This is a genomic window from Aquirufa sp. (assembly GCF_044239315.1).
GTDB lineage: Bacteria > Bacteroidota > Bacteroidia > Cytophagales > Spirosomataceae > Aquirufa.
The window spans coordinates 14,650-36,889 of sequence record NZ_JBIIBQ010000004.1 but is presented as its reverse complement, the minus strand read 5'-3'; the positions used below and the strand labels follow the sequence as shown (position 1 = coordinate 36,889).

The following is a 22,240-nucleotide window of genomic DNA, read 5'->3' as shown; positions in this document are numbered from 1 at the left end:
GGTAAAAGGTTTTCGTATTTTTGAGCTCATTTTACCTAAAAGAATGCTGGTAGCTTTTGTCATTTTCTATCTTGCTTTAAACCTTGGCGTGGGCTGGTGGGCTAGCAAAAAGGTGCATTCTACGCAAGATTTCGTCTTAGCGGGGCGTTCATTACCCTTTGCGCTAGCGACGATGGTGACGTTTGCGACCTGGTTTGGATCGGAAACAATTTTGGGTGCTCCTAAAGAATTTGTGCATGGAGGCGTTTTAGCAATTATTGAGGAGCCGTTTGGTGCTGCCCTTGGTTTATTTCTCGTGGGAGCTATTTATGCCCGAAAACTATATCCATTACCTGTATTGACCTTTAGTGATTATTTTCGATTGCGGTTTGGGGCTTTTTCCGAGATGCTTTCAGCGATCATTATGATTCCCTCCTACTTTGGCTGGATCTCCGCCCAATTAGTTGCATTAGGACTCACGATGCATCTTTTATTGCCTATTTCAGTAGAAACAGGCATCATCATAGGCGCATTGTTAGTCATGGCCTATACCTTGCTGGGAGGCATGTGGTCGATTTCGGTGACCGACTTTTTTCATAATATAATCCTCATTGTTGGACTCTTATTTTTAGCCTATTTGTTGTGGGCCAAAGTCCCAGATTTCAATCAACTCATCAGTTCGCAACCTAACGGTTTCTTCCGAGCCATTCCAATAGAAAATACCTGGAAGGACTGGCTCGTCTATGGTGCAGCTTGGATCACCATCGGTTTCGGATCCATCCCGCAGCAAGACATTTTTCAGCGCGTAATGTCCGCGAAGAACAAGAAAATAGCCGCTAGGGCGAGTATTGCAGCAGGTGCCATGTACCTAACTATCGCGTTATTACCACTTTTAATTGCCTTTATTGCGGTTCGTTTATACCCTACTTTGTTATCGGAAGATGAATTGTTGATCCCCACATTAGTGATGAAATTTACACCGAGGGCCATGCAGGTCTTGTTTTTGGGGGCACTTTTATCGGCTTTATTAAGTACCACGTCGGGAGCAATTTTAGCACCTGCGTCTGTGTTAGGGGAAAATATTTTGAAACCTTTAATGAAGCGCCCATCTGATAAAATCGTCCTATTATTTATTCGGATATCCATTGTTTTGGTGACATTAGCCTGTATCATTATGGCTATTGAACGCCAAAATATCTTCGAATTAGTAGGAGAAGCTTCCGCTTTCAGCCTAGTTTCCCTTTTCATTCCACTCAATGCGGGTCTCTGGTGGAAACGCACGACTCCCTGGGGAAGTCACTTAAGTATGGTGTTGGGATTGGTTATTTGGGGATATTTTCACTTCATCAGCCCCTCAGAAATTCCCGCTGTGTGGTATGGACTTTTAGCCGGATTGATCGGCTTGTTGTTAGGAAATCAGATTAAAGCCAAATCTGCTTAAGAGTCCCCAGATATTGTCCTTTCTTTCCTGTGTGCACATAATCTAAGATGGCATCGTTGATGGAAGGATAAATAGTTAATTCCGCTATTTTGTCCACCGGCACCCAAACTAGATCATCAGCCGTTGTTTCACCCGCTTGAATGAGCGGGATTCCTCCCACAATATCTCCTTCGAAAATAAGGTGAGCACACGCACTATAATCATCCGTGGCATGCACCTGACACGTAAAAAGCAAATCATGCACTTCCACCTCGATACCTAGTTCTTCCTCGCATTCACGGGCAATAGTGACTGGAAAGGTTTCCCCAGCATCCACATTTCCTCCGGGCAAGGCGAATTTACTACCTCCCGGATAATCATAGCGCAGGAAAAGCACATGATTATTTTCGATGATGAGGGCAGCTGGTCTAATTCGCATGGAGTTTGTGAAATTTGAAAAGATAAATATACCATTAGATTTCCTAAATTGCAGTCAAAATGAACGTATAGCATGCAAATAAGAGAAATTTGTCAGCAGATGGAAGCTTGGGCACCTCTAGGATGGCAAGAATCCTATGATAACGCAGGGTTACTCGTAGGAGATGCCTCCCAGGAAGTTAAGAGCGTATTAATCAGCCTGGATTGTACGGAAGAGGTGGTAGAAGAGGCCATCAAAAAGGGCTGTAACTTGATTATTTCGCATCATCCCATCGTTTTCAGTGGATTAAAACGAATCACCGGTGCTTCGTATGTCGAAAGAACGGTAATCAAGGCCATTCAGAATGATATTGCTCTTTACGCCTCACATACGAACCTAGATCACGCCCCTAAGGGCGTTAGCTATCATTTAGCTGCTAAGCTAGGCATCACAGGACACGTATTAAAACCGCTGCGGTATGCCTTAAAGAGGCTAGAATATTATGTTCCAGCAACGCATGAAGTTGCTGTGCGGGAGGCATTGCATGCTGAAGGGGCTGGAAACATCGGAGAATACTCCTCATGCAGCTTCACATCAGAGGGAACTGGACGTTTTCAACCTTCTTCGATGGCTAATCCATACACGGGGAAATCGAATCAATTATCCGAAGTTAGCGAAATGAAAGTAGAGATGATATTCCCAGCGCATCTTGCTGGAGTTGTCTTAGCGGCATTAAAATCTGCCCATCCTTATGAAGAGGTAGCCTATTTCATCTATTCACTTGATAATTCGTGGCAAGATGTAGGCTCTGGCTTTGTAGGAAATTTAGAAAAGTCGCTTTCTCCAGAGGAGTTTTTAGTATTTGTCAAAAAGCGTTTAGGACTTCAAGCCCTGAAACATACCGCTTTACCTAAAGGACCCATTTCAAAAGTAGCGGTTTGTGGCGGCGCTGGAAGTTTCTTGATCAAAGAGGCCATGAAACAAAGTTGTGATGCCTATATCACTTCAGATATTAAGTACCACGAATTTTTTGACGCCGAAAATCAATGTCTAATCGTAGATGTAGGGCATTACGAATCTGAAGTCATGATTATTGATGCGATACATGATTATTTATCAAAAAATATTAGTAATTTTGCCGTTCTGAAAAGTGAAACCAATACCAATCCGGTACGTTTCGCTTAAAACGAGAGAGGTTAGACAATTCAAATAAATTAGAATAATGGCTACAGTTACCGAAACAACGATTGCCCAAAAGTTAGAGGCCCTTTTAAAGCTTCAAACCATTGATTCAACGTTAGATAATATCAAGAAAGTACGCGGTGATTTACCGGAAGAAGTTCGTGATTTAGAAGATGAAATCATGGGATTAGAGACTCGTTTGGCTAAATTCCAGCAAGACGTAGCTGATTTTGAAGAGCAAATCGCTAACTACAGAATCGCAAAGAAAAACTCTGATAACTTAATCATTAAGTACAAGGAACAACAAATGAACGTGCGCAATAACCGCGAATTCGATGCAATTTCGAAAGAAATTGAATTGCAAGGAATCGAAATGGAAATTGCAGATAAGCGTATCAAAGAAATCGATTTCAAAGTTTTGAACAAAAACGACGAAATCGCCTCTGTAGAATCGAACTTGTTTGAGCGCAAGAAAGATCTTGAGATCAAGCAAAATGAATTACAAGTAATCATCGCAGAAAGCGAGGAAGAAGAGCAAAAATCATTAAAAGATCGCGAGAAAGCAGTGAAGTCTGTAGATGAGCGTCTTTTAAAATCGTATACAAAACTACGTGATAATGCACGCAACGGCTTAGCGGTTGTTTTAGTGAAGCGTGGTGCTTGCGGCGGATGTTTTAGCTCTGTACCTCCACAACGTCAAACAGATATCAAAGACAAGAAGAAAATCTTAGTTTGTGAGCATTGCGGACGTGTATTCGCAGGTGTGGAAGATGTCATTCCAGCTCCAGAGAAAGAAAAGAAATCTCGTGCGAAAGCAGCAGCTCCAGTAGCTGCAGCAGTGATCGAAGAATAGTCTTTACATTTTTATATCAAAAAGCCCGCCAGAAATAGCGGGCTTTTTTTTGTGGGCAAAAAAAGTCATTTTTGTCCATTACAATTTTGCTTTTTCCTTTCTTGTCTAATAACTAGTAATTATGGCCTTAGAAAAAACTGAATTAGGGGACCAAAACATCAAAATAGATACTAGTTCTAACTCTACCGAAATCAATTGGGCTGATTATGTCATGGCAGACGATTCTGATGCTACAGAAATTAATTTGGGAGATTTTGACTTAGATAGTGATGAGTTAGTTGCTATTGCTTCCGAGAAAATAAAGAAAGAGAAAGCCTTAATTGAATTGGTGTATGTAAAAACTGCCTTAAGCGAACTAGGGTACGACACAGGCAATCATCACCCTTTCTTTTTTACCTCCATAGTTCACGTATCAGAAAAAGCTTTAGCAGGCTTTTTGTATGTCAATGTGGATGGATTTTATAGTAATTACAAGGAAGAAAGTGAATTGGAGCTGATTTTCTCCTGGGATTCAGTAAAAGAGATTGAGTTGGTTGAGGAAGGTGAATCTTCCATAAGAATTAATATTGTATCAAAAGAAAACAAACTAACCATTTACGAGCCTTATTCTAAAAACATGTTAGTTTTACTTTCCATCTATAAAAACAGTTGGCCCAAGGTGCTTAAAGGGGAGATTACTAAAATCAATTTTGAAACGCAGGATGAATACCTACGTTGGTTGCATGAAAAATAATTATCTTCAGGATTCTACAACAAAAAAGCCAGCTAAACAGCTGGCTTTTTTGTTTATTTCAACATCCCTAACAAGGAACTCAATTTGTCTTTTAAATCTTTGCGATCAACGATGAAATCTAAGAAGCCATGTTCTTCGACGAATTCAGCGCTTTGGAACCCTTTAGGTAAATCCTTTCCGATCGTTTCTTTGATAACACGTGGGCCAGCAAAGCCTATCAAAGCACCGGGCTCAGCGATGTTGAAGTCGCCTAGCATCGCGAAGGATGCCGTCACACCACCGGTGGTCGGATTCGTCATCAAAGAGATATAAGGAATCTTAGCTTCTGCGAGGAGGGCGATTAGAGAAGAGGTTTTGGCCATCTGCATTAAAGAAAAACCAGCCTCCATCATACGTGCACCACCGGAGCGAGAAATCATTAAGAATGGCTTCCCCGTTTCTAACGAATGTCGCATTCCGCGTGTAATCTTCTCACCTACTACAGACCCCATCGATCCACCAATAAAATTAAAGTCCATGGCTGAAATACAGATAGGTAATCCGTTAATCTCACCATAGGCCGTTCGAACCGCATCTTTCAAGCCTGTGTTGTATTCTGTGGCTTTAATTCGGTCCGTGTATTTTTTTGTATCTGTAAACTCCAATGGGTCTCCAGAACCCATCATAGGATCTAATTCGGTATAAAGAGAATTATCAAATAACAACTCGAAATAGTCTTGAGAACCTATCTTTTCGTGGTAATTACAACCCGAACAAGTATAGGCAAACAGACGGTGTTCGCGCGTATGAATCGCTTTTTTGCAAGAAGGACACTGGTACCACAAACCATCCGGAGCATCTAACTTAGAGGCGGTGGGGGTAACAATTCCTTTTTCTTTTCTTGAAAACCAAGACATAGGGCTAATTTTAATGATTAAGACTACAAAGATAAGTAAAAAGCTTTGCTAGGCCTTAGCGAACCACAATAATTCGCTTATTATATACGCTTCCATTGGCAATTAACTGAACATAATATATTCCAGCTGGCAGCATAGAAACATCAAATAGTTTATCTACTATTCCGCCTTTCACCTGTATGTTTTCTTGCTGAACCCACTGTCCTGAGCCATTTAATATCCCAGCTTTTATTGGCTCATCTGAAGAATCTACTCTTAATTTCACCCGGATAAGCTGAGAGGAAGGATTAGGAGTAACCTGCAATTCTGCTGAATATGAGGCAGGCTCAGCCGCTAAAACCAATGGCGGTGGTGGTGGCGGTGGTGGCGGAGCTACTTGTTCTTGAATCGCTAAATTATCAATTGCCCAACCCCAGCCATGTGCCCCTACATCCGCATGCAATCGAAAACGTAATATTAATTGATCTCCGGCTTTAAAAATGCCAGAAGAAAGTAAGTCGATTTCCCTTTTTATAGTCAACGTAGATGTACCCACACCAGTTGAATTCCCCTTCGAATCACTACCTGAATTATACACGCCTAACCAAAGTGGTGAATGACTCGAATCCCAGCCATTGATTAGATTAAACCAGTTTCTGCCCGCATCTTTGGAGGCTTGCACTATCACATAATCAAAGAATTCTCGATTAACTGTTCCATTAGGATTTAAAAAAGGAGCCCCTGCCTCTCCCGGTTCAACCAATACCACTTCATCAAAAATTATTTTCGCCGTATCGGCTCGAACTGTAATGGGCTTTAGTAAAATGGCATCATTATTTGTGAACTTATCTGACCCGCCTGCACCATCATAAGATTCCTCAGTCCCATCCGCATAAGGATGTTGACTATGTAATCCTATGGTAGAAAAACCAGTAGGTTTTGCAAAACTGAAACCTTTTAAATAAAAATCTGAAGAGGGATTCGTATCAAAATTTTGAATATAACTTCCTACAGGGGACTGCAAACTTAGGACTGTAAATTCGAAATTGCCGGTGGCAGGAAGCGTGACAACATTGGTGATTTTTGCCTTGTCTTTAACTATAACTCGGTATTTAATCACATCACCTGCCTTCAATAGGCCCGCAGCGAATTCAAAACTATTCGAATAACTGAAGTTAAATCCAGCGATTTTTTTGAAACCTTTTCGAATCACAGAACCATTATTGATAGAGTACTCCATGTAAACCGTATCAATACCAATGTTATCAGCAGCTAGCAAGGTAGGTAGCGGAATTACGTTCTGTGAACTGAAAACATACTTCAATGAGTTTGCAAATACCACCTCCGGTTTAGTGGTATCAGGGGCAATGTTGAACTCAAAAAAACTACCATAGGGTGTCCCAGTTATGAGCGGCGCTTCAGCTGGGGTAACAAATTTCTTGCCAGATTTTTCCTGAGCATACCAGTAATACTTAATATTTCGAGGCGTCGTACTTTTAGGCAAGGTATAAGAATAGGTATTTCCTGATTTAGAAAATGTAGAAATAGGATTAAATGAATTCGAATTAATAGCTAAATAAAGTTTCAAGGAGGATTCATCCCAAAGCGTATCCGAAAACACTTTCACAGAAAATAGTTTATCTGTCGACTGATCCTCTGTATCACTATATTCATCCCCTATCAAATTAGAAGAATACCAGCCAAAATCTTTAAAGGCAGAACTAACGATAGGGCCTATGGAATGAGTAATCTCTCCTCTTGCAATTTGAGGTGTCATTAAGGCATTAGGACTTGCCACACCGTAAGTTGCTTGGTCCACATGGTAGATACTAGACCCTTCTTTATAGGTTGTTGGCGCATAGATTTTAGCTGAAGCACCTCCATTTGCATTTAAAATCGAAGGTGAGGATAAACTAATATCATTAGAGATTATTTGACTGTAAAGTGCCGTGGATGGATTCTTGAACTTAGTGGTATCCGTTAATGAAGCTTTCGCAGAGTTAATCAAATACTGGTCAAAAATACCAGGATAACCATATCCTGCCTTACCATCAGTAACAGATATTTGACCAATAAATCCGAGACCATGTCCCATCTCATGTAAAACAACCGAATAAAGGTCGATTTGAGAACTTTCAGGCACTCCAGTTGTTGCTATATACCAATCCTTAAAGTCAGAGTTAAAGGTCGCTACAACATCAGGGTTATTCCCATTCAAGTTTTTATGCGCCATTTTCTCAGCTAAAGCGATGGGATAAAATGTATTTATACGATTAGCCCCCACAAAGTTTCGGATATTTGCTGTAGTCCCTGCACTCCCTAAAACATTGGCAGCTAAGGGTGCCCATTTAACATAAATAGTAATGGGTACATCAGATGAAAATACAGTTGACCAGGTGGCTGCTGCTTTTTCAAAAACAGCTTTTATATCTGCAGGAGGAGGTGTTTCAAACGTTAAGTTGATGGTTGCTGAAGCTTGGGTTTGGGAAGTTGCTTCAAGTTTGATCGCCTCAGCTTGCGCTAAAATGGCGCGCATTGATTCCGTATATCCTTCTGGTAAATCGCGTTTCAAACCCATGAATTCAGGTGTATATTCCTGAATCATGATGCCAGGAACCATTTCCATTTTAGGACGTCCCTTTTGAGAATATGCCGCTAGGCTAATAAAAACGAATAAGATTGACAGTATTCTCATAAAGCTGCTATTTTTTGATATAAACCCATAAAATTGGAGGCAATCACTTGTGTATGCGCTAATTCCTCCGCCGTATGGGAAGTCGTTATTCCTACCACTCGAGCACCAGCGGCAAGTCCAGAGGCAATCCCTTGAAGAGAATCCTCAATTACCCAACAATCCTCCGGCGCAACATCTACAAGTGCTGCCGCTTTCACATATATCTCTGGATCAGGCTTACCTTTAGTGACTTCTGCGCCACCAATTATAGCATCAAACTGATCCCGAATACCTAAACCATCCACAATAAAATCTATATTTCCAGGCCCCGCTGATGTAGCTAAGGCCGTTTTAATACCTCTTGATCGCAAATCCTGCAAAAAAATCAGTAGCCCTTCCGCTGGCTTTCTATGCTCAGCATAAAATCCGCGGTAAAGTAATTCTTTCTCCTCTTCCAAGACCGCTACCTCAGCCCGGGTCATCTCTTTTTTATAAAACCATTCGAAGGTATCCTTCGAATTCATTCCATTCAGCTCTTTGTAAAATACCTCCTTCGTTAAAGGAATACCATTACGTTCACAAAATAGCAACCAAGCCTCCACGTGATATGGTAAATTATCCACAATCACTCCATCCATATCAAACAAAACAGCTTTTAACGACATATCAGAAGTCTAAAACAAGCCCGTCATGGGCTAATGAAACGTTAGGTGGCAACTCTTTATTAACTTCAGCATGCAAGCCCATTTGGTGGCTAATGTGTGTAATATAGGCCTTTTTAGGCTTTAAATCAGCGATCAAATCAAGCGCTTCTGCTAGAGTATAATGCGAAATATGGGAGGTCTTGCGCAAGGCATTAATCACTAAGACATCTAAATCACGTAATTTATCTTGCTCCTCTGGGGCTATGGAATTCGCATCTGTTACATAGGCAAATTTACCAAAACGAAACCCCAAGACATCAAGATAATAATGCTTCACAAATACGGGCTGAATATCAATTCCTTGCAAAGTGAATGGCTGACCATCGATTTCATACACATCAATTTCGGGCACACCTGGGTATTTATTATCTCCAAAAGCATAGGCAAACTCTTGTTTCAACTGTGCAATTACCTGGGCTCGGGCATACAGAGGAATCGCAGATTGTTGGTGAAAATTAAATCCACGCACATCATCCATTCCGGCGGTATGATCTTTGTGTTCATGTGTATACAGGACGGCATCTAAACGCTTAATTCCGGCCCGAAGGACCTGCTGACGAAAATCAGGACCCGTATCAATGATAAAACTTTTACCGCCTATTTCGACATGAATCGAAACACGGAGACGCTTGTCTCGCTCGTCTGTAGACTGACAAACTGAACAGTTACAAGCAATCATCGGAATCCCCTGCGAAGTTCCCGTTCCTAAAAACGTTACTTTAGAAGGGGACATGAGCTTATTCTGTTAAGGCTTTCACCTGAGAAACCAATGAATCGAAGTTCAAGGGTTTTGCTAAGAAATCATTAAATCCAGCTGCTTTGAAATCATCCATTGAATAATTGCGTGCATTTCCGGTAATCGCGATCATCGGAATGGCTGCTTTTTTCTTATCTGCTAGTGCACGTACAGAACGAGCACAATCCATACCGTCCATTACCGGCATATTGATATCAAGTAAGATAATATCGAATTCAGCTTTCGCTAATTCATCTAATACTTGTTGTCCGTTTTTCACGGCGTGTATCTCAAAATTTTGAAATTCTAAAATCTTCTTCGCTAAATTTTGGATCACTGAGCTATCTTCCGCTATCAATACCTTTTTCATATATTCTTTATTTATCGTCAATTGCGAGTAAAAATAGCCAAAGGAATGTGGAATTCAAACGAATTTTGGCAATAAAAAAAGCGACCCATTTCTGAGCCGCTTTTTTATCAACTTCTTGATTTTATTTCAGGTAAAAAGAAACTGATGATTTATCCCAATCTAAAGTCACTTGGCCAGCAGCTGTGATACCGATGGTGAATTTTTCTGTGTGCGCATGCTCACTCACACGAGCTTTAACGCGAAGAACATCATTTGCTTCTTTGTAGGTATAAGCTCCCCACATTTTAGCATCTTTGTTAAAGATAATCGTCCATTCTGACTCACCTGGAATCGAGAATAAAGAGTAAACTCCTTTAGCTAATGTTTTCCCTTGAACCGTAATATCATTTGAAATTTCGAACGTAGTCGCATCGTTCGCGCCTGTTCTCCAAACTTCACCGTAAGGTACTAATGCTTTCGCCTCTTTTGTACCAAAAACCAAACGGCCTTTCGTCGAAGGTTGTGCATATTTAATCATTACTTCCGTATTGCCCACTTTTTGTGATGCAACGGCAGGAGGTGATGGAACTGCTTTCTGTGCTAAAACACTGAAAGAAACTAAACAGGATAATAACAATAAGTACTTTTTCATAGATGTGTGATTTATTTAGATTACAAATTAAGCCAATAATTCAATTTCAACACTACTGCACGGTTACGAATTTTCATGATTTCTGGAAAATAATTATCCGTGTAAACGAGAAAAAAGTCAGACGCTGGCTTGTAACGCCATTGTAGTCGCGCATTTAAATTAACATTTTTCGTTTGCTGGTTGATTTGAAAGAAGGTCGCAAAGAACAATTTATTCGTAAATGTGATGTCAATTTTTGGTCGAATAATCCAAAAGTTAGAGGAAATTTTCCGAGAAAAGTCCTTGCCCATTATATCCACCCCAGGTACGTAGACGTCTACGATATCATTATAATCCAGGGCCACCGAAAAACTTCCATAAGGCTGAAAACGGTAACCGATATCCGCTGTAACGCCCGTACGCCAGCCATTCCCGTAATAACCGCCAATCCGAGATGTGAGAGAGTACGTAAATAACTTAATAGGCGAAGAACCATAACGCGCATTCAATGCATACCAGTCGTGGTCTGTCCCCCTTTTTAAAGGCGTATTTCCCATACGTGTTGCATCGAAATCATACAATAATTTCACATAATCATAAGAAAGGTACACCCCAAAAGTCGAGCGATCCTTCATCGTTCCATCGTAGGCGATATAGGTGGTATTATCAGTATATGTGCCTTGGTTGTTCCAATAGCTCACCGACATGGCTGATAATGTCGTGTAAAAGACATTCGTGGTTTTGTCTTTCGGGTAGAAATTCTTCGCGGCATCAGTCTGTACCTGGAAAAAGTTAATCCGAGGCACATAACCCGTTTCAGGATTGTAGTTCTCCCCTACCCAGGATTCTTTAATTCCAAATGTCCAGTTATTGTCTTTGTAGGCCAAAGCAGCGGCTTGCGCAAAACTCCTATCCTTTTGCAAAGGACTAATCGTGTTCGCATAAAAGAGCGTTCCGGTCCAAAAATTGTTAGCGGACGCTAAATTGTACTCAAAACCCACATCACGATTAAAGGCCTGAAAACCATTCGAACGTTGTAAATCAGAGTCCAGAAAGGATTGTTTGTTCACCATGTAAGCCCCTATGTTCGAGCGCGCGAATACCTTGCGTTGCAAAGCGATCATGGAATAGTTTTGAGTAGGCACCCCCTTTATTTCATTCCGCTCAGACTGCACATTCAGGGCCCCAATCCGCCAATCCTGATTCAGTTTACCACTTAAACGTGCTCCATACGTAATAGGCGTCTGCTCATAAATTCCCGTTTTAGGATTCAAGGCAATACCGATTCTTCTCGTAAAAAAAGGCCGAATACTCTCTGTTCCAAATCCATCAAACAAATCAGAGTTCTCAATAAAAAACTGTCTTTTCTCCGGATAAAATAGCTCAAAACGGTCTAGATTCGTCTGCTGTCGATCCACATCCACTTGAGAAAAATCTGGATTCAAGGTCATATCTAAATTCAACCCTGAATTAATCGACACCTTAATATCACCCCCTATTTGATTGCGCATTTTAGTTGGGTCTTTCGTCTCATAATTTGCCGTGCCACCGGATAAAACATACGGAATAAAAGAGATATTCTTCTTAGGGGTAGGTGGAGGAGTATCCCAAACCAATACACCTGCAAAGGCTAAAGAAGCGGTGGGGAATTGCCGAGGGACAGGAGCCCAGGCAGATTTTTCTTTGGCCTTCAAATCATATCGGGAAAAATTAATCCCCCAGCGTTGAAGATTGCCCTTATAACGGATGGACTTAAACGGAATCGCCGCTTCGAAAATCCAAGAGTCTCGCTTGTAGGTTGTGGCTGATTCCCACTTATTATCCCAGTTTAAATTTACTTTAGAACCCTCAGACATCTGTCCATCCCATTGCGCACCTGCCGCATTCGCCCCAAAGGCAAAGCCAGTCGTCTTATCCTCAAATGTATCAATGAACACTAAAAAATTATCATTTACCCCAAAACCAAAATCCCGCTTCATCGACTCTACCACAAAGGCCCCCGGCTCTTTCAAAAAACACTCTGCCGAAATGTAAATGTATTTATCGTCATAGGTCATCTTCACATCCGTGCGTACCTGAGCACACAGAGAGTCGAAGGGATTACACATCATAAAATCACTCACGGCAGCAGACTGAAACCACGCATTTTCATCTATAACTCCATCAATTTTAATGGGGCCCGTAGTTTTTTTGATAAGCATTTGAAAATTTTCGTTCTTCTTCTGGGCATAAAGAGACGTGCTACAAATCAATAAAATAAGGACAAGGAATTTTTTCATTCCTGCAATTTAGCCAAATTTCTCAGGTATCTAGCGGGGGTCTGTAGGGGGATTTTTTTTAGCTCAGATAGCGGAATTCAATCAGCTTGTTTTATTTTTGCACTGTAAATAAATGAACTATGGGAAGAGCCTTCGAATTTAGAAAAGCGAGAAAATTCAAACGTTGGGGTCAAATGGCCAAAACCTTCACCAAAATCGGTAAGGATATTGTGATTGCTGTAAAAGCTGGAGGTGGTGATCCTACATCAAACTCGCGTTTGCGTGCCATCATCCAAAACGCGAAGGCAGTGAACATGCCGAAGGAAAACGTAGAGCGTGCGATCAAACGGGCTACTTCAAAAGACCAAGAAGATTACAAAGAGATTGTATACGAAGGATATGCACTACACGGTATTGCCATCTTAGTAGAAACAACGACAGATAACATCAACCGCACCGTGGCAAACATCCGCTCCTCTTTCACCAAATGTGGTGGTAGCTTAGGAACAACAGGAATGTTAGACTTCATCTTTACGCGGAAATCCGTTTTTAAGATTGCAGCAAAACCGGAAATCGATTTAGAAGAATTGGAATTCGACCTCATTGACTTAGGTGGAGATGAAGTATTCTTAGACGAGGAAACGAACCAGATCAATATCTATGGAGAATTTACCGCTTTTGGGGCGATTCAAAAATTCTTAGAAGAAAAAGGCTTTGAATTAATGGGAGCAGACTTCGAACGCATCCCGGATGAAACGAAAGAATTAACAGATGCACAAGTTGCTGACGTGGAGAAACTGATCGAGCGTCTAGAAGAAGACGACGACGTGCAAAACGTCTACCATAACATGGGCTAAAATTTAGGAAGCGGAGGACATAAAAGCCTCCGCTTTTTTCTTGTCCAAACGATACAAATAAGGGGCCTTGTGAGCACCTCCCGTGTATTTCTTTTCGATACGCTCCAGAATATCCAAGCTCAACATCTTGCGCTGGAAATTAGTCCTGACTAATGGCTTGCCTAAAATGGTCTCATAGACCTGTTGTAATTCAGACATGGTGAATGTCTCCGGCAATAAATTAAAGGCTGCTAATTTTGTATCAATTGATGCGCGCAAATGGGCTAAACCTGTGGAAACAATGGTATTGTGATCTAGAAATAGGGGTGGAATCTGATCTGCATCCATCCAAGCCGAATCGTCTGACACATCATTCAAAGTCACCTGCACTTTCGAATACTCCACTAGGGCATAATAACCGATCGTGATATAGCGATTAGACAACCAGGTTAAATCTTCTTTAGAGCGACCCATAGCGAGGTTTATTTCCTCGTGCTTTTCAAACGCCCCAATATTTCTTTTGAGGTCGCCAAAGGCATGAAACTGTTGCAAGTAGATATCTTCTAATCCGGTTCTCTGCCACAAGACGCGCTTTGCAGCCTCATCCGCATCCTCCTCTTTACCAATAAATCCACCCGGCAGAGACCAGACTTCGTTATTTTTAAACTTCAACAATAGTACTTTTAATTGGTTCTCTTGGAAACCGAAAATAACGCAGTCTACCGAAATATTCGATAACCAATCCCCCTTTAAAACATCCCTATTTGGCATACTTTTGAAGAAAGTTTTGTATTTGCTTTGCGAAAATTACATATCCCTTTTCATTCAGGTGCAAACGATCTGCCACGAAAATATCTTGCATTAATGTACCATCTGGGTTATAAAATGGGGAGTGCATATCGATGACATAATGTCCTTTTTTCTTCGCAGCGATGTCAACGATGCGCTGATTTAAATCTTGTTGTTTCGCCTTCATCGACTCGCGAGCTAAACTAGGGCGAGCAGAAACGAAAACTAATTTTGCCTTAGGTACTTGCTTCGCTAAACGCGCAGAGAATTCCTCGAACTGCAGGGCAATCTCTTCCGGACTTTGGCCACCCGCTAAATCATTATCTCCCTCGTACATAAAAACCCAAGACGGCTGGTATTTCACTACCATCCGGTCAAAATAATACAAGGCTTCTTTTAAAGTGCTCCCACCAAAACCTCGGTTAATGGCATTCATTCCCTTCATATCCGAATCGAAGTTTTTCCACAAACGGAAGCTAGAGGAGCCAATGAACAACTTCATTCCTTTTGTAGGCATGGCAATCGAATCTAGCTTTTCAAATGCTCTGATTTCTTTTTCAAAACGATCGAGTGGTTTCTGCGCAAAAACGCTGAAGGATAAAAACAGGAAAAGTAGGATCTTATTCATTAGGATATGTTAAACCGATTTGGGAACGAATTTCATCTAATAAAGCCATTAATTCAGTACTAAAAGCGTGCGACATCAAGGCGTTTTCTGTGCGACCAGCGCGTAAATCTGCCTGAACTGCCTCCGCTTCGTAACTGTAACCCCAGCCTAAACGCTCTGTTTCGTAGAACGTTTCTTGCTCAGTTTCGTGAATCGTAACCGTGATTCCTTTCGTCTCATGGAAGCGAGAATGCATATGTATTTTCCCTTTCGTCCCGTGAATCTCACAGGTCGTATCGGTCTTCGTCGCAAAGGTTGAGAATAGGCTTGCTGTGGCACCTGAGCTGTATTTCAAGGCGATCGATGTATTCATATCCACGCCCGTAGGTGCCATAACGCCCGTAGCCTTCATTTCGAGGGGATTCCCTAGAACGAATTTGGAAATAAATAAAGGATAGATTCCGATGTCTAATAGGGATCCACCAGTCAACGCAGGATTAAACCAACGTGCCTCCGGATCGTAAGGCGCGGGGAAGCCAAAATCTGCCGCCAAGTGAATGATATCACCTATCACACCTGAGTCTAGAATTTCTTGCAATTTCACAATCGATGGGTGGAAACGCGTCCACAAAGCTTCCATCAGGAAGATTTTCTTATCGCGTGCAGATTGAATCATCTCCGCTACCTGCTTCGAATTGATCGCGAATGCTTTCTCGCACAATACAGGAAGTCCTGCATTCAAGCACATTAAGGTATGTTCGTGATGTAAACCATGTGGAGAGGCGATGTAAACGACATCGATTTCACCACTTGAAAGCATCGCTTCGTAGCTGCCGTAGCACTTTACATCCGGTCCATAATGAGACGCGAATTCTTGCGCACGAGAAATTTCTCTAGAGGAAACTGCGGCTAAATAACCGTCTTTTACAAAAGCTAAATCGTCCGCAAATTTGCGAGCAATTCCGCCGCACGCTAATATACCCCACCGAATGGGCGCTCCATTTTTCATAGTTCTAGGTTTATTATAAAGAACCTAATTCAGTTATTAAAGACTGAACTTGGTCAAAATTTACTGCTGGGAAATTCGCGATGCGGATTTGGGTTTCTTTCAATTTACCATATCCCGCCCCGATAATCATATCGCTTCTCTCTTTAATCGTAGAGATCACTTTAGACGACCCCTCTTTGCAATTTAACACCACCACAGTCGCTGAACGGTGATTTTCGTTCTCTACGAATATTTCGAAATTATCTGATTTTTTGGCAAAATCATACAAGGCCTTCGCTTTTTTATCCGTCTCCTTGCGCATGGTCTCCACGCCGATTCGGTTAAAATCCTCCGCCACTTTGCCTAGTACATAAATCGCCATCACATTTGGTGTTTCTGGCGTCTCGAAATTCTTATAATTTTCCCAAAGGCTCGGCAGCGAGTGATAGGTCCCCACGATTCCTTCGTGTTTCTTCATACGCTCTGACTTCTCAAGCATCGCCTCATTCGCAAACCATACACCTAACCCGGCTGGCATTCCGAACGATTTTTGGACACTAAAAAAGGCCGAGTCTACTAAGCTAAAATCAAGATTAGGGTAAGGCGCAGAGGAAACCATGTCCACCGCCACAAACTTATCCTTGTTTGCCTTCTTGATCTTGTGAATCTCCGAAGCCTTCATCTGCACGCCTGAACTTGTCTCGTTCGCCGTGCAACAAATCAATTCTGCATATTCTGGCACCTCTACTTCTTCCGCATCAAATCCCTCGCCAAACGGCTTGTGCATCGAATTCGCATATTTGTGCAGGTCCTTCGCGAAGTCAAAAAACTTCTTCGAAAACGAGCCATTCACTAAGTGAAAACTTTCATGTTCCACCGTATTCATGATGATACGCTCCCACACCTCCGTCGCAGATCCCGTAAATAGGACCGCATGGCTCTTAGGCAAGGCGAATAATTCGCGCAATTGCTCGTCTGCGTGCTGGTAGATCTTACGGAAAGCCGCGGAACGATGGGAAATCGAACCGAGGTTTAAACGAAAAGCCTCCATATAATGGGACTGTACCGTAGGAAATAAGGCCGCAGGGCCCGGGGTGAAAAAGGTGCTCATATTAATATAACATTCTAAACTTAATCGTGTTATCGATCAACTTCAATTCGTTGACGATCTCGTCCGAGTATTCTTTGGCCACATCCGTAATTACATAACCCGTATTTTCTGTCGTCTTCAAGTATTGACCGATGATGTTCACGTGGTATTTCGCGAAGATTTGGTTGATTTGGGCCAAAATCCCCGGCATATTGTGGTGAATATGCAACAAACGGTGGGCATCCTCTAAAGGAGGCAATTGTAATTCTGGGAAGTTCACAGAGCCATAAGTGCTACCGTTATTAATGAATTGCAACAACTTCGCTGGCACAAATTCGCCAATATTCTGCTGCGCCTCCTCGGTGCTTCCACCGATATGTGGCGTCAAAATCACGTTAGGTAATCCACGCAATTCATTCAAGAATTCTTCGTCATTCGTCTTCGGTTCGTAGGGGAATACGTCAATAGCCGCACCCCACACTTTACCTGACTTTATCGCCTCCACTAAAGCCGGAATTTCGACCACGTGACCGCGCGACAAGTTCAAGAAGATGGCGTTATCCTTCATCCAAGAGAATTGCTGCTTCCCGATGATATTCGTATTCGACTTGCGGCCGTCCACGTGTAAACTCACAAAATCTACTTGGGACAATAATTCCTGTAAGCTTTTGCACTTCTTCGCATTACCTAAGGCTAATTTATCTACAATATCATAGAAATACACCTCCATACCCAGCGCCTCCGCGATCACAGAAATCTGTGTACCTATGCTTCCATAACCTACTAAACCGATTTTCTTTCCTCTAATCTCGTAGGAATTCGTCGCTGATTTATCCCAAACACCCGCGTGCATTTTCGTCGATTTCTCGAAGATATTACGCGTCAACATCACCATCAAACCGATCGACAATTCTACCACCGAACGCGTATTCGAATATGGCGCATTGAACACCGCAATCCCGCGCTTCTCACATTCCACTAAATCGATTTGATTCGTACCGATGCAGAACGCACCCACACACATCAAACGAGAGGCATTGGGGTGTTCTAATACCTTTTTCGTCAAATTCGTCTTCGAACGCAAACCAATGATGGACACATCCTTGATCTTCTCGATCAATTCGTCCTCATCCAATGCACCTTTCAAAAGCTCCACCTGGAAACCTTCTTTTTTAAATGCATTTACGGCACCTGGGTGCACATTTTCTAATAAAAGAACTTTGATTCGTGATTTAGGATAGGATTGTGCCCGGCTTAAGCCGTTGATGTACAAGAATTCATCTAAAGAGGGAACGATAAAATCCGCTTTGTCCGTCACCGCCTTACGTGATACGTTTTCGGTAAATGCAAAGAACTTGTTGGCTAATCCAGACTCGCGTAATTCATAATCTGTGATGCCATCGCCTATCACGAAAACCTCCCCTTCTAAATGCAAGGATTGCAATAAACGCACTTTGCCTTTGTCCTGAGACAATAAATTATCCGTATCGTAACCGGTGATATTGCCTTCCGCATCATAGGTAAAGGTATTCGCATATACGTTTTCTGCTGGGATACCCATTTCACTCACAACAGGAACGATAAAGTCCTTGAATCCGGAGGAGACGATCAAAATTTGCGCCGCATTCTCCTCTAAAAAATCTTTGTTACGCTTAAACGACTCCGAGATTTTACCCTTTAAAAAAACGATTAATTGATCCACATGCGAACGATTCGCCGGCAATAAAGCCACGCGGTCACGTAAGGAATCTGAGAAAGAATAGGCCCCCACCATTCCCTGGTCGGTGATATCTTTGATCTTTCCCACGATTTCGGCTTGCTTCGGATTTCCCTGAAGCGCGATTCTCGCTAATTCATCGAGCCCCTCCACTTTCGTGAACGTGCTATCGAAATCAATGACAATTTTTAAAGGTTCTGCTTGAGCTGTAGGCATAGTATATTTTTCTAAACGCTTTTCTTAAACCAATGTTCGGCGCGATTCTCCGACCAAGTATAACCCTGGTAATTCTTCGGATAAAATCCGCAATGCCCTCCTTTTTCTTGTGCATCTAATTGGACAAAGTCCAAGGTTTTCACATAGTCTTCCGGAATGCATTCCGCCGATAAAAAAGGGTCATTTTTTGCATTCACGATTAAAGTGGGTACGTTAATCTGATCCAAAAAATACAGGGAACTACTCTTTTCGTAATAGTCTTCCCCATCTTTAAACCCGTGCAAAGGCCCTGTGATCACATCGTCAAAATCCACTAAACTCTTTATTGAATCAATCATCTCCACGGTGATATCCTGAGGATAGCGCGCGGACTTTTCCTTGACTTTATTAATGAGAGTTTGTAGAAATCGATGAGTGTAGAGTCTGTTTTCTCGCTTAGCTAACTTCTTGCTACTCGATGAAAGGTGCAAAGGTACAGAAAATGCAACAGCTTTTCGAATCATTTTAGGAGGATTTTTGCCCTGTTCCCCTAACCATTTTAAGGTCATGTTCCCGCCTAAACTAAATCCTGCTAGGTAAATTTCTTTCGCTCCTCTTTCAATGGCGAGCTGAATAATAAAGTCCAAATCATCCGTCGCTCCACTGTGGTAAAACCGCAAATTCTTGTTCGGCTCCCCCGAACAGCTGCGGTAATTCCAGGCCAACGCATTCATCATGCCCTTCATTTTGTTGATTAATCCCGTCACATATTGGCGATCACTCGATCCTTCTAATCCGTGCGAGACAATCAGCAAAGGTTTGTCTGAAAGCGAACCGCCATACCAATCGATGTCCAAGAAATCTTGATCCGGTGTGGTTACTCGTTCCCGCCGGGGTATTTCATCCAATGCTACTTTCCGAAAAACGGAAGGATAAATACTCTGCGTATGCCCGTCTGGTAACCAAAGCGGCGGGGTATAATTTTCTAACATTAAATGAAAAAGTCTGGCAGCAATTGATCTTCTGGTGTATTCGGGTTCACGCGGTATTCTGTGAAATCAGTCACCCCTTCGGCACGCAACACCTCTTCATCGATATAGAAATGACCACTGACCGTCTTCGCATCTTTCTGCAAAATAGCTGAAGCGGCATCCGCCATGATACTACCTTTGCGACCTAATTGCATCATCGCCGCATTTCCTATAGCAAATTCAATCGCGGCAGTGGATATGATCGTTTTAGGCCAAAGTGAATTAAACGCCACCTTCCCCTTAAACTCCGACGCCATTCCCAGGGTACATAAAGACATCCCAAATTTGGCAATAGAATAGGCTACATGGTTCTCAAACCAGCGCGCTTCCACATTCAATGGAGGAGAAAGCGTTAACACATGGGGATTAACTGATTTTAATAAATGAGGCAAACAAGCCTGCGCACACAAATAGGTCCCGCGCGTGTTCACTTGATTCATTAAATCGTATTTCTTCATCTGCGTACTCAAGGTACCCGTTAGCTGTATAGCCGAGGCGTTGTTGATTAAAATATCAATACCTCCAAAGGTGTCAACGGCTAATTGCACCGCCGCTAAAACCTGATTTTCGTCACGAATGTCGACCATGCAGGCCAAAGCCTTTCCGCCAGCCGCCTCTATATCTGCCGCCGCCGTATGAATGGTACCTGGTAATTTAGGATGTGGCTCTGAGGTTTTGGCCGCAATAACAATGTTTGCGCCCTCTGAGGCTAATTTTTTTGCGATTTCTAATCCAATTCCACGGGATCCTCCCGTGATAAAGACGGTCTTGTTTTTGAAGTGCATACTGTTCTTATTTTTTCTTCTTCTAAATTACGATTTTCTTTCAAAGACAGATACATTTTAAACTTTTGCATTGTACTTTTGTGAATTAATAATCTCGCTTAAGACAGAAATGATTTTACCGTTTAAATCCGTCAGCCTTTCACACCGTACAGCGCCGCTCGCCATTCGCGAGATGCTTGCATTGAACGAAGACGAGAGCAAAGGATTTTATGTGAAGTGTAAGGATCTTTTTGGCTTAAATGAATTATTAATTGTCTCTACTTGTAACCGCACCGAGTTCTATTATACCTCCGATCGCGACATCTCGACGGATTTAACGAAAGCCTTCTTAATCGAAAAAGGCCTGACGAACACGGCGGAATACCTAGGCTATTTCAAGCAAATGAACGAAACAGAGGATTCTCTGCGTCATTTATTCGAAGTAGCTACCGGCTTACAGTCGAAAGTAGTAGGGGATTTACAAATCCCGAACCAAATCAAAAAAGCCTACCAACAAGCGGCTGATTTAAATATGGCTGGTCCATATTTGCACCGTTTGATGCATACCATCTTCTATTCTAACAAGCGTGTAGCGCAAGAAACTTCGTTCCGCGATGGAGCAGCCTCTGTTTCTTATGCGACCGTAGCCTTAGCAGAAGAACTTTCTCAAGCACTTCCTCACCCGAAAGTCTTAATCCTAGGATTAGGCGAAATAGGTTTAGATGTGTGCAAGAACATGGAGGAAAAAGATTTTGCGGAGTTCACCATTATGAACCGCACGATCGAGAAAGCAGAAAAAATAGCCTCTGGTCGAGATCAGTTTAGAGTAGCTCCTATCACAGATTTGTGGAAGGAAATTGCGGCAGCTGATATCATCATCTCGTCTGTTCGCACCGATAGCCCGATGATTACACAAGCAGAGGTTAAAAAATTGCAATTATTGTCCTTTAAATACTTCATTGACCTTTCTGTGCCGCGTAGCATCGAGGACGGAATCGAGAAGATTAACGGCGTATTATTATACAATATCGACACGCTGAAGGAGCGTGCGGATGAGGCTTTGGCCACTCGCTTAGCCTCTATTCCGGACGTGCGCACCATCATCGAAGAGAGTATTATTAGCTTTAATGATTGGTCTAAAGAGATGGAGGTTTCGCCTACCATTCACAAGTTGAAAAATGCATTGGAGCAAATCCGCAAGGAGGAGATGAACCGCCATATGAAGGGTTTGACGAAGGAAGAGACCGAGAAGCTGGAGAAAATTACCGCTGGTTTAGTCCAAAAAATCATCAAGCAACCCATCATCCACCTAAAAGCCGCTTGCAAGCGTGGCGATTCTGATAAAATGGTGGATGTCCTGAACGATCTGTTCAACCTAGAGAGTTTCGAAGAAATCGAATCTTAAATCTTC

The 22,240-nt window shown here is 42.2% G+C and carries 21 protein-coding genes; 6 read left to right on the top strand and 15 right to left on the bottom strand.

Translation table 11 applies throughout. The annotated features are described in order from the left end of the window. Positions 1-43 precede the first annotated feature (43 nt). Positions 44-1,420, top strand: a complete 1,377-nt coding sequence (locus tag ACILP5_RS02110; RefSeq protein WP_395617000.1) for a sodium:solute symporter family protein — start codon at positions 44-46, stop codon at positions 1,418-1,420. Here ACILP5_RS02110 and ACILP5_RS02105 read toward each other — a convergent pair. Continuing rightward, positions 1,401-1,838 carry an NUDIX domain-containing protein gene (locus ACILP5_RS02105; protein ID WP_395616999.1) on the bottom strand — a complete coding sequence of 146 codons (438 nt, stop codon included), beginning with the start codon at positions 1,836-1,838 and terminating at the stop codon, positions 1,401-1,403. The two genes, ACILP5_RS02110 and ACILP5_RS02105, sit on opposite strands and share 20 nt — an antisense overlap. Before the next feature lie 72 nt (positions 1,839-1,910). Between ACILP5_RS02105 and ACILP5_RS02100 the strand changes: the two genes are divergently transcribed. The 3 genes from ACILP5_RS02100 to ACILP5_RS02090 all read left to right on the top strand — a co-directional run bounded on the left by ACILP5_RS02100 (position 1,911) and on the right by ACILP5_RS02090 (position 4,585). Beyond that, the gene (locus ACILP5_RS02100; protein WP_395616998.1) at positions 1,911-3,002 is read left to right on the top strand and encodes a Nif3-like dinuclear metal center hexameric protein; all 1,092 of its coding nucleotides are present in this window, start codon (positions 1,911-1,913) and stop codon (positions 3,000-3,002) included. Between the two features lie 37 nt (positions 3,003-3,039). Next, positions 3,040-3,852, top strand: coding sequence for a zinc ribbon domain-containing protein (locus ACILP5_RS02095; RefSeq protein WP_395616997.1), 813 nt, complete (start codon positions 3,040-3,042; stop codon positions 3,850-3,852). 121 nt (positions 3,853-3,973) lie between these two features. Continuing rightward, a complete protein-coding gene (locus ACILP5_RS02090; protein ID WP_395616996.1) occupies positions 3,974-4,585 on the top strand; it encodes a hypothetical protein in 612 nt (203 codons plus the stop codon). Positions 4,586-4,638: 53 nt separating this feature from the next. Here the strand turns inward: ACILP5_RS02090 and accD are convergent, their stop codons facing one another. The 7 genes from accD to ACILP5_RS02055 all read right to left on the bottom strand — a co-directional run bounded on the left by accD (position 4,639) and on the right by ACILP5_RS02055 (position 12,833). Next, complete coding sequence (gene accD / locus ACILP5_RS02085) at positions 4,639-5,481, bottom strand: acetyl-CoA carboxylase, carboxyltransferase subunit beta (protein ID WP_395616995.1); 843 nt, start codon at positions 5,479-5,481, stop codon at positions 4,639-4,641. 55 nt (positions 5,482-5,536) lie between these two features. After that, positions 5,537-8,155 (bottom strand): T9SS type A sorting domain-containing protein, encoded by a 2,619-nt coding sequence (locus tag ACILP5_RS02080; RefSeq protein WP_395616994.1) that lies wholly within the window; start codon positions 8,153-8,155, stop codon positions 5,537-5,539. Continuing rightward, positions 8,152-8,799, bottom strand: a complete 648-nt coding sequence (locus tag ACILP5_RS02075) for an HAD family hydrolase (protein WP_395616993.1) — start codon at positions 8,797-8,799, stop codon at positions 8,152-8,154. The genes ACILP5_RS02080 and ACILP5_RS02075 overlap by 4 nt, the downstream gene beginning before the upstream one ends. 1 nt (position 8,800) lies before the next feature. Then, positions 8,801-9,571, bottom strand: coding sequence for an MBL fold metallo-hydrolase (locus ACILP5_RS02070; RefSeq protein WP_395616992.1), 771 nt, complete (start codon positions 9,569-9,571; stop codon positions 8,801-8,803). Positions 9,572-9,575: 4 nt separating this feature from the next. Then, positions 9,576-9,944 carry a response regulator gene (locus ACILP5_RS02065; RefSeq protein WP_395616991.1) on the bottom strand — a complete coding sequence of 123 codons (369 nt, stop codon included), beginning with the start codon at positions 9,942-9,944 and terminating at the stop codon, positions 9,576-9,578. 121 nt (positions 9,945-10,065) lie between these two features. Then, positions 10,066-10,575 (bottom strand): DUF2911 domain-containing protein, encoded by a 510-nt coding sequence (locus tag ACILP5_RS02060; RefSeq protein ID WP_395616990.1) that lies wholly within the window; start codon positions 10,573-10,575, stop codon positions 10,066-10,068. Between the two features lie 20 nt (positions 10,576-10,595). Further along, positions 10,596-12,833 (bottom strand): DUF5916 domain-containing protein, encoded by a 2,238-nt coding sequence (locus ACILP5_RS02055; protein WP_395616989.1) that lies wholly within the window; start codon positions 12,831-12,833, stop codon positions 10,596-10,598. 119 nt (positions 12,834-12,952) lie between these two features. Here ACILP5_RS02055 and ACILP5_RS02050 point away from each other — a divergent pair, with 119 nt between their 5' ends. Continuing rightward, a complete protein-coding gene (locus tag ACILP5_RS02050; protein WP_395616988.1) occupies positions 12,953-13,669 on the top strand; it encodes a YebC/PmpR family DNA-binding transcriptional regulator in 717 nt (238 codons plus the stop codon). Positions 13,670-13,672: 3 nt separating this feature from the next. Here the strand turns inward: ACILP5_RS02050 and ACILP5_RS02045 are convergent, their stop codons facing one another. Genes ACILP5_RS02045 through ACILP5_RS02015 form a run of 7 tightly spaced genes read right to left on the bottom strand, consistent with a single transcriptional unit; the run spans position 13,673 to position 20,850 of the window. Then, positions 13,673-14,419, bottom strand: a complete 747-nt coding sequence (locus ACILP5_RS02045; protein ID WP_395616987.1) for an NrtR DNA-binding winged helix domain-containing protein — start codon at positions 14,417-14,419, stop codon at positions 13,673-13,675. Further along, complete coding sequence (locus tag ACILP5_RS02040; protein WP_395616986.1) at positions 14,409-15,065, bottom strand: GDSL-type esterase/lipase family protein; 657 nt, start codon at positions 15,063-15,065, stop codon at positions 14,409-14,411. Before ACILP5_RS02040 ends, ACILP5_RS02045 begins: the two co-directional genes overlap by 11 nt. After that, the gene (locus tag ACILP5_RS02035) at positions 15,058-16,053 is read right to left on the bottom strand and encodes a Gfo/Idh/MocA family protein (RefSeq protein WP_395616985.1); all 996 of its coding nucleotides are present in this window, start codon (positions 16,051-16,053) and stop codon (positions 15,058-15,060) included. The genes ACILP5_RS02040 and ACILP5_RS02035 overlap by 8 nt, the downstream gene beginning before the upstream one ends. A 13-nt stretch (positions 16,054-16,066) precedes the next feature. After that, a complete protein-coding gene (locus ACILP5_RS02030; protein ID WP_395616984.1) occupies positions 16,067-17,143 on the bottom strand; it encodes an aminotransferase class V-fold PLP-dependent enzyme in 1,077 nt (358 codons plus the stop codon). A gap of 1 nt (position 17,144) precedes the next feature. Next, positions 17,145-19,055, bottom strand: a complete 1,911-nt coding sequence (gene serA, locus ACILP5_RS02025) for a phosphoglycerate dehydrogenase (protein WP_395616983.1) — start codon at positions 19,053-19,055, stop codon at positions 17,145-17,147. Between the two features lie 11 nt (positions 19,056-19,066). Then, a complete protein-coding gene (locus ACILP5_RS02020) occupies positions 19,067-20,026 on the bottom strand; it encodes a YheT family hydrolase (RefSeq protein ID WP_395616982.1) in 960 nt (319 codons plus the stop codon). Next, on the bottom strand, positions 20,026-20,850 hold the full coding sequence (locus ACILP5_RS02015; RefSeq protein WP_395616981.1) for an SDR family oxidoreductase: 825 nt from the start codon (positions 20,848-20,850) through the stop codon (positions 20,026-20,028). Before ACILP5_RS02015 ends, ACILP5_RS02020 begins: the two co-directional genes overlap by 1 nt. 109 nt (positions 20,851-20,959) lie before the next feature. Between ACILP5_RS02015 and hemA the strand changes: the two genes are divergently transcribed. Then, on the top strand, positions 20,960-22,234 hold the full coding sequence (hemA, locus tag ACILP5_RS02010; protein ID WP_395616980.1) for a glutamyl-tRNA reductase: 1,275 nt from the start codon (positions 20,960-20,962) through the stop codon (positions 22,232-22,234). Positions 22,235-22,240 lie beyond the last annotated feature (6 nt).